The 6,855-nt window shown below is 67.1% G+C and carries 11 protein-coding genes; 8 read left to right on the forward strand and 3 right to left on the reverse strand.

Features of this window, described 5'->3' with window-relative positions; translation table 11 throughout:
* Positions 1–386: 386 nt before the first annotated feature.
* Positions 387–794 carry a heavy metal-responsive transcriptional regulator gene (locus HPC46_RS33210; protein ID WP_014805442.1) on the reverse strand — a complete coding sequence of 136 codons (408 nt, stop codon included), beginning with the start codon at positions 792–794 and terminating at the stop codon, positions 387–389.
* A 103-nt stretch (positions 795–897) separates the two neighbouring features.
* Between HPC46_RS33210 and HPC46_RS33215 the strand changes: the two genes are divergently transcribed.
* From HPC46_RS33215 to HPC46_RS33250, 8 genes are all read left to right on the forward strand, one after another.
* Entirely contained in the window at positions 898–1,044 is a 147-nt protein-coding gene (locus HPC46_RS33215; protein WP_014805441.1) for a hypothetical protein, read from the forward strand.
* Between the two features lie 41 nt (positions 1,045–1,085).
* Positions 1,086–2,276 (forward strand): MFS transporter, encoded by a 1,191-nt coding sequence (locus HPC46_RS33220; protein ID WP_014805440.1) that lies wholly within the window; start codon positions 1,086–1,088, stop codon positions 2,274–2,276.
* Positions 2,277–2,467: 191 nt separating this feature from the next.
* Positions 2,468–3,595, forward strand: coding sequence for a hypothetical protein (locus tag HPC46_RS33225; RefSeq protein ID WP_179476264.1), 1,128 nt, complete (start codon positions 2,468–2,470; stop codon positions 3,593–3,595).
* Between the two features lie 456 nt (positions 3,596–4,051).
* On the forward strand, positions 4,052–4,294 hold the full coding sequence (gene nrdH / locus HPC46_RS33230) for a glutaredoxin-like protein NrdH (protein WP_179476265.1): 243 nt from the start codon (positions 4,052–4,054) through the stop codon (positions 4,292–4,294).
* A gap of 26 nt (positions 4,295–4,320) precedes the next feature.
* The gene (locus tag HPC46_RS33235; protein ID WP_179476266.1) at positions 4,321–4,614 is read left to right on the forward strand and encodes a hypothetical protein; all 294 of its coding nucleotides are present in this window, start codon (positions 4,321–4,323) and stop codon (positions 4,612–4,614) included.
* Positions 4,611–5,225 (forward strand): hypothetical protein, encoded by a 615-nt coding sequence (locus tag HPC46_RS33240; protein WP_179476267.1) that lies wholly within the window; start codon positions 4,611–4,613, stop codon positions 5,223–5,225. Before HPC46_RS33235 ends, HPC46_RS33240 begins: the two co-directional genes overlap by 4 nt.
* Complete coding sequence (locus HPC46_RS33245) at positions 5,222–5,404, forward strand: amidohydrolase (protein ID WP_179476268.1); 183 nt, start codon at positions 5,222–5,224, stop codon at positions 5,402–5,404. The genes HPC46_RS33240 and HPC46_RS33245 overlap by 4 nt, the downstream gene beginning before the upstream one ends.
* A gap of 53 nt (positions 5,405–5,457) precedes the next feature.
* Positions 5,458–6,126 (forward strand): chymotrypsin family serine protease, encoded by a 669-nt coding sequence (locus HPC46_RS33250; RefSeq protein WP_179476269.1) that lies wholly within the window; start codon positions 5,458–5,460, stop codon positions 6,124–6,126.
* A 4-nt stretch (positions 6,127–6,130) separates the two neighbouring features.
* Here HPC46_RS33250 and HPC46_RS33255 read toward each other — a convergent pair whose 3' ends face one another.
* Together HPC46_RS33255 and HPC46_RS33260 are read right to left on the reverse strand one after the other, a co-directional pair.
* A complete protein-coding gene (locus HPC46_RS33255; protein ID WP_179476270.1) occupies positions 6,131–6,274 on the reverse strand; it encodes a hypothetical protein in 144 nt (47 codons plus the stop codon).
* 329 nt (positions 6,275–6,603) lie between these two features.
* The coding region (locus HPC46_RS33260) for a transposase (RefSeq protein ID WP_179476271.1) at positions 6,604–6,855 on the reverse strand (252 nt) is incomplete at its 5' end.

Consider the following 6,855-nt stretch of genomic DNA (forward strand, 5'->3'; position numbering starts at 1 on the left):
GTAGCGCCACGATCACCATCAACGGCACCACCCAAACCTTCCCGCCACACATTCCCCCACATCAACGCCACATTCTCGACTCACTCGGGATCAAAACGGGGTACTAAGCCAAATGTCCTAAGTCGGGAGAATTGCGCAAGCATCGCCCCGCACCACGCCGCCGGTTGCTGAACCGTCGGCATCCGCGAACGCATCGCCCAGCGGGGCGGCGTCTGGCACAACACAGTCTTTTATCGAACGCCGCTCAGCCGTCCGATGATCGGTCGGCCCAGTCTGACTGGACATTTGCCGCAACGAGTGGCCATTCCGCAAAGGCTCGGCTACCGCCAGTTCGCAACGCGGCCATCAAGAGTTCAGTGAGACATGAGGGTCCTTGAGCGGCTACTTCACCGTTCGATGATCGGGCAGATCGATCTGTTCGGTTCCGACTCGGTATCGGCTGCCACGGCGGTGTCCCGACTGGCGGTGAGGCTCGCACGCAGCGCCAGCAATTCGGTAATGGTGTTGTCGATCTCCGCGATCCGGGCGTCGAGTAGATCCCGTACGGCTCCGCACGGGGTGGGACCGGCGCGGCGGAGGGTGAGGATGGTGCCGATGTCGTCCAGGGGGAGGTCCAGGGCGCGGGCGCGGCGGATGAAGGTGAGGGTGTCGACGTCGTCCTGGTTGTAAAGGCGGTACCCGGCCGCAGTGCGCTGGGCGGGCGGCAGCAGGCCGCGCTCCTCATACAAGCGCACGGCCTTACGGGTGAGCCCGGCCGCCTGGGCGGCCCGCCCGACGGTCATCGCCTGGGCCATCGTCTGCCTCCTTCGCGTCCCGGCCGCTCGCCTTGACCTTCACCTGGGGTGAAGGTTTTAGCGTCTCCAGTGTAGGACCGGAAACCGAAGGGAGGCGCAGGTCATGGCAATAGTCGAGTGCGAGGTGTACCGGCGCCCGGACCCGGAGCGCGGATGTGAGATGACCGTCACCAAGGGCGCCGTCCCAGGCCACGGTCGCGACCGCAACCCCACCTGTTGCTGCGGGCACACCATGGAGAAAGTCCGCTGAGCCGCGGCCAGCCAGGACGTGCGGGCACCGGGCTGCGCCAGGTGTTCTCCCATCCTGGTTACCGCCGGTTGTGGGCGGCGCGCACCGCTTCTGCCTGGGGTGACGCGTTCGCCACCGTGGCGTTGGGCCTGCTGGTGTGGGACCGCACCGGCTCCGGGCTCGGTGTGGCCGGGGTGATCGTCGCGGAGATCGTCCCGGTGCTGCTGCTGGCACCGTTCGCTGGGGTGGCAGTCGACTGGTTCTCGCCGGTGCGGGTCATGGTGGTTGCCGACTTGGCGCGCGTGCTGGTGGCTGCGGGGCTACCGCTGGTCGCCGGCTCGGTGCCGGGCATCTACGCGGTGGCGTTCGCCATGTCCGCAGCGTCGGCGTTGTTCAATCCGGCCGCCAGTGCCGCGCTGCCCGCGCTGGTGAACGAGGAGGAGTTGATCGCCGGGAACTCGGGGATCTGGACCGCCGCGGTGCTCTCCCAGATCGTGCTCGCCCCGGCTGCGGGTGCCGTGGTCGCGACCGTCGGCTATGGCCTGGCGTTCTGGGTGAACGCAGCGAGCTTCGCCGTCTCGGCGCTGCTGCTGTCCCGCCTGCACCTGCTGCGCCCGGCAGCCGATGCGGCCCGTGCCGCCTGGTGGCATCAGGCCCGAGACGGCATCAGGGTGCTGGCCGGGCACCGGGTGCTGCGAGCCTTGGCCGCTGGTCAGGCCCTGGCGGCGTTGTCGGCCGGAGCGACCAGTGCCCTGCTGGTTGTGTTGATCCGCGAGCGCCTGGGCAGGGGCCCCGCCGGATACGGAATCGCGCTGGCCTGCATCGGCGTGGGCGCCGCAGCAGGCCCGTTACTGCTGACCCGGCTGATCACCGATCCTCGCAAACCCGCGTTCATTTTCGGACCCTATCTGTTGCGCGCCGCCGTAGATGCCGTCCTTGCGAGTGTCCGCGTCCCGGTGGTGGCGTTGGGCAGCCTGGCCGGCTACGGCGGGGGCACCTCTGCCGGCGCAGTCACCTTCAACTCGCTGCTGCAGGCCGAAACCCCACCCGCCGCACGCGGCCGGGTCTTCGCCGCCTTCGATCTGATCTGGCAACTCGGCCGCCTGGCCTCCCTCGGGCTGGGTGGGTGGCTGGCTGATGCGGCAGGGATCACCGCCGTCTACGCCGCAGGGGCTGCACTGCTCGTCGCTGCCGCTCTGATCGGCCGAGCCGGTCTGACCGACCATCGCCACCACCAAGAGAAGAGGCGCTGACGCGAGGACTTCGGCGCCGGCGACGACGCTCGGCCACTGGCATCAGTCCGACGAACAGAGCTCCGACTCCGCAGCGATCACCAGGGGCCGGCTGGAAAATCGCCATTCACACCAGGCCCGCCCTTGGAGAATCCCGAGGTAGGTTCCACCGAGGCGCCGCCGCCCTGCGACACCGTTCCTTCTGCGACAGCTTGACTGTTTACATAACCACCGCCATCCTGCTGCGCTGGCTCCACGAACCGGCGAGCCGAGACTTCGACCTGGACAAGCTGGTCGTGGTCATCGCGCACACGGGGAACGAGTACACCGATACCCTGCGCGACGCCCAAGACGTGGTGCTGCCCCTACTGGCCCGCCACGGCGTGCGACTTGTACAGACCGGCCGCACCCAGCTCAACACCACCGCGGCCGGGGCCGGCGTCAGCATCTTCGATGACAGCACCCACCCCACCCGCCTTTATGCCGACCACGGCTATGCCCTCTCCGACGAGCTGCTCACTGCAGGCACCGTCCCCCAACTGGGCAGTCGCCGGTGCTCCCTGCGCGCGAAAGGTGCTGTCCTGGACCCGATCATCACCACCCTCACCTCCGGCCAGCCATACCGGCACTACCTCGGATTCGAGACCGGCGAGCTGCGCCGAGCTCAACGCGACACCGCCTACAACACCGACACCCGATACGGGGTCTATCCCCTGCTCGACTGGCAGTGGTCGCGCACCGACGCCCTCGAGTACCTGGAGAAGGTCACGGGGCGACGCTGGCAGAAATCGGCCTGCTCGTACTGTCCGTTCCAGTTCTCCAGCAAGGCCGGTCGCGCCGACGCGCTCGAACGCTACCGACGCGACCCAGACGCCGGAGTCCACGCGCTCTACCTCGAACATGTCGCCGCCTGCCTCAACCCCCGCCAGAGCCTGCTCGCGCAAGGGCGCCTGATCGATCTCATCACCGACGCCGGACTCACCGAGGTCCTGGGCCTCTTCGCCGAGCACCTTGCCGCCCAGCAGCACGCCCTCTACGAGGTCCGCCGGGTGGCCACTCCGCGTCGGGCCGCCACCCCGGCGATCGCACGCAGCGTCCGCCGCCTCGACACCGGCGACGCTGCCGCGCTGCACGCCACGCTGATGGAACTGCCCGCCGACATCGACACCACACCCGATGGCATCACCCGGGCATGGCGACACCGGCGCGGTACGGCCGCACCGTGGGCCGAACACTTCTACGTGGTGGCACCCAGCACCGCCATCGCTGACAAGCAGCGGCCCGGATTCGAAGCGCTCTACGCACGAGCCACCGGTGCCGTGCCCACCCTGGTCGCCTGAACGCACGGCCACGCGCGTCGGTGGCCGCCAACAACGACAGGCACCGCAGTGAGCTTCTCGCACATTCCAGCATTGACCGGAAAGTACCTTCGCGCAAGGCCGTGGGACAGCCGTAAACGGCTCGAAAAGTTTCCAACGAATGTCATCAAATCGCCCGCTATTGCGGAAAGGAAACTTTTCGCCCGGACCTATGCACTGCGGCCTCTTTCCGGTCGCTGATAATGCGCCGAGAAGCGCCAAAAGAATGGTCAGCACAATGACACGAGACGACCGATTCGGGGCGTGGAGCGCTGCTCACATACGAGTGACTAGCTGGGAGGATGGCTATAGCATGGCATCGGTAAAAACCGGTACAAAACGCGCCGAAATTGCTCCGGATTCTTTTGCAGAGGCGTTGCTAGTGGCGAAAACCGAATATAGAATGGACCTATCATCACCACCGAAAAGGAGCAGATCATGAGCACCATTACCGTCTACACCAAGCCCGCCTGCGTGCAGTGCAACGCCGTATTCAGAATGCTCGACAAAGAGGGCATTTCGTACGAGAAGGTCGACTTGACCGTCGACAACGAGGCTCGCGATTACGTCATGTCGCTGGGCTACCTGCAGGCGCCCGTGGTGTACGCCGGGCCCAACGAACACTTCTCGGGATTCCGGCCCGACCGGCTCAAAGCGCTCAAAAGCCTGACCGCCGCCTGACCTCGATCCACACCTGAGAAGCCGCCATGTATGAGCTCACGATCGCCACCGACGACGGTGTGCACACCACGTGCCACGCCGAAGCCGAACAGGCCAGCCGAGCACTGCTCGACTTCGCGATCCAGGCTGACATCTACCTGCTCGGTGACGACCGCAACGAGTGCCGGGCAAGCAGCGCAACGGAACTGACTGTTGTCACTCTGCTGCGGCTCGACCCGCCCGCCGGCCACCAGCCCAGGCGCGTGGGCACCGCCACGATCACCGCGACGGCGCTCGTCGCGCCAACCACCAACACCCTGACGGAAGCTGCCGCATCATGACCGCCGCCCTTCGCCACACCCTGCACCTGGTCACCCCCGCCGACTCACTGGCCGAGACTCCCGAGCAAGCCGACACCTTCCTCGCCGAAAGCGTTGTGCAGCAATGGCAGCCAGAACATCAGTTCATCGGCGCGCTGCTCTACCTGTCGGTTGATGAAGCACGGCCGCTGCTCGATCTCGTGCCCGACACCGCGATCGCCAAGCCCGTCGCCCGCTGGGCCTACGAGCTGATCCGCCGCCTGGTCGACCACGAGGACAAGCCCGATCCGGTCAGCGTCCTGGCCGCCGGCAAGCGTCACTCCGCTCGAGATGCACTGTGCCCCGACCAGCCGCCCACCGAAAAACGACTCAAACAGCTCGCGCTGTACCTCGTCGACGCCTACACCCAGAACATCAGCGCAGCGCTGGCCAGCAGCCTGGCCCGCCAAGTCCTCGACGATGCGTACCGCCGCGCCTTCGGCGTCCTCGGTCAACGCATGCAGCAGCTCGCCGAAACCGACATTGACCGCGCTGAGCTGACCGAACAGTTCGGCCTCATCCGCGAAGAACTCGCCGACCTGTGGCGCCGCGGAGAAGCCGCCGCCAAGCTGTCCGCCGGCGGTGCCCGATGATCGCGCGCCGCACCCTGACGGCCTGCGCGTCCGTCGACCAACGCGCCGGAGCCGCAGCTGCAGGCCGCACCCACCGTCACGGGCATTCGGCAGTCCTGGCCGCCGCCTGGATCGAAACACTGAACAGCCGAGCCCAACGCAACGCCGAACGACGTGAGCGGGCCCAACGGGCCGCCTGATCGTCAGCCACAGCGCTACCGATACCTTGCCTCGCAGAGAAAGACGGATCGCGATGTCTCCCACCCGTGCCGCCCTCGCCGCCGCGGTCCTAGCCGTGGCCTCCATGCTTGTCGCGACACCAGAAGCGCACGCCACCGTGACCTCGATTGGTCCCGGTGACCGGATCGATTACGTCACCGACGATGGCTCGGCATCCTTTTGCACCACCGGATACGTCTACACAGGAGCCAACGGTCACGCCTACGCGATCACCGCCGGCCACTGCCAAACCGACGAGCCCGGTCACGTCGTGGAAGAAACCACCGGCGCGACAGGGCGATTCATCAACACGGTCGTTGCCCCGGCCCGTTCAGGCGGTCCCGACTACGGCCTGATCGACTTCGGTCCGCGCGTCGCCAGCCGGCCCGCTAACGGAGCCATCGGTTTCGCCTCCGACAGCAGGCCACCGGCTGTGGAGGTCGGCCAAGAGGTTTGCCATCTCGGCGTCTCCAGCGGAACCCATTGCGGCGCCGTGGCATACAGCTACGGCGACGATCAATTTATGACCACTGGCATGCCCGCCAGCGTTCCCGGCGATTCCGGCGGCCCGGTCTGGGTGACCGACGACAGCGGCCAGGCCCACATCGTCGGGATCTGGCTGGGCGAGAAGTCCAGCGCCGACAGCAGCCGCCGATACGGCCGCTTCGCGAGCCTGCGCGCCGCGCTGGACATGCTCACCTGAGCGGTCACAACTCCACGGGCGTAGCCGGCCACACCACGTCGAGACACGCTCCGGGTGCGGCCGTGGCGCCGTCGACCAGCCATGTCAGACACCGCGTCGCCGCCGTCCCGCCGCCCTCGACGAGCGCGCGCATCAGTTCAGATTCCATCAGCCCAGTATGACCGCCGCGGCCCGGTCCACGCGGTGCCCTCAGCACCTCGGTCTCATCCCGCGATCCCGTGGCCCGGCTGGTTCGCACGTACGCGCTGCGGGTGGAGATCGCGCCTGCGGCGCGCCTGGCCGCCTGGCGGCGGCCACCGTCCGTAGCCCCTCACCTCTAAGCCTCGATCCACCGATGGGCTGTGGTTGTGGAGTCGAGTTCGGTTATGTGCGTTGAATTGTGGGTGCGCGGTGGTGAGGGCGTGGGTGATCGCCCGACCTCGGTATCGGGTTGTTCCTGTGGGTTTTTCGTGTCGGGTGAGCGGCCGGGGTGTTCTGTTAGGCGATGATCGGCTGGTTTCTGCCAAACAGGCTGTTAAACAGCGTGTTCCATGCTGTTTCCCATGGCCAGCCGCGCGGTAGGTGCAGCCGGAGGCGTCGGGCTGAGGACGCGATGCGTGCCGGCACGCTGATCAGGGTGCGGCGGATGGTCGCGGTGCGGGACTTGGCCAGCGCCGGCCCGGTGAGGGTGGCCGCGGCGCGGGTGAGGTTGAATGCCATCACCGCCAGCACCAACCAGCCACTATTGGC

Source organism: Mycolicibacterium vinylchloridicum (genome assembly GCF_013404075.1).
Taxonomy (GTDB): Bacteria; Actinomycetota; Actinomycetes; order Mycobacteriales; family Mycobacteriaceae; genus Mycobacterium; species Mycobacterium vinylchloridicum.

Bases quoted from the DNA above. Each gene is read 5' to 3' on its own strand.
- HPC46_RS33210 (WP_014805442.1), bottom strand. From the start codon at position 794: ATGGCCCAGGCGATGACCGTCGGGCGGGCCGCCCAGGCGGCCGGGCTC.
- HPC46_RS33215 (WP_014805441.1), top strand. From the start codon at position 898: ATGGCAATAGTCGAGTGCGAGGTGTACCGGCGCCCGGACCCGGAGCGC.
- nrdH (WP_179476265.1), top strand. From the start codon at position 4,052: ATGAGCACCATTACCGTCTACACCAAGCCCGCCTGCGTGCAGTGCAAC.
- HPC46_RS33235 (WP_179476266.1), top strand. From the start codon at position 4,321: ATGTATGAGCTCACGATCGCCACCGACGACGGTGTGCACACCACGTGC.
- HPC46_RS33240 (WP_179476267.1), top strand. From the start codon at position 4,611: ATGACCGCCGCCCTTCGCCACACCCTGCACCTGGTCACCCCCGCCGAC.
- HPC46_RS33245 (WP_179476268.1), top strand. From the start codon at position 5,222: ATGATCGCGCGCCGCACCCTGACGGCCTGCGCGTCCGTCGACCAACGC.
- HPC46_RS33250 (WP_179476269.1), top strand. From the start codon at position 5,458: ATGTCTCCCACCCGTGCCGCCCTCGCCGCCGCGGTCCTAGCCGTGGCC.
- HPC46_RS33255 (WP_179476270.1), bottom strand. From the start codon at position 6,274: ATGGAATCTGAACTGATGCGCGCGCTCGTCGAGGGCGGCGGGACGGCG.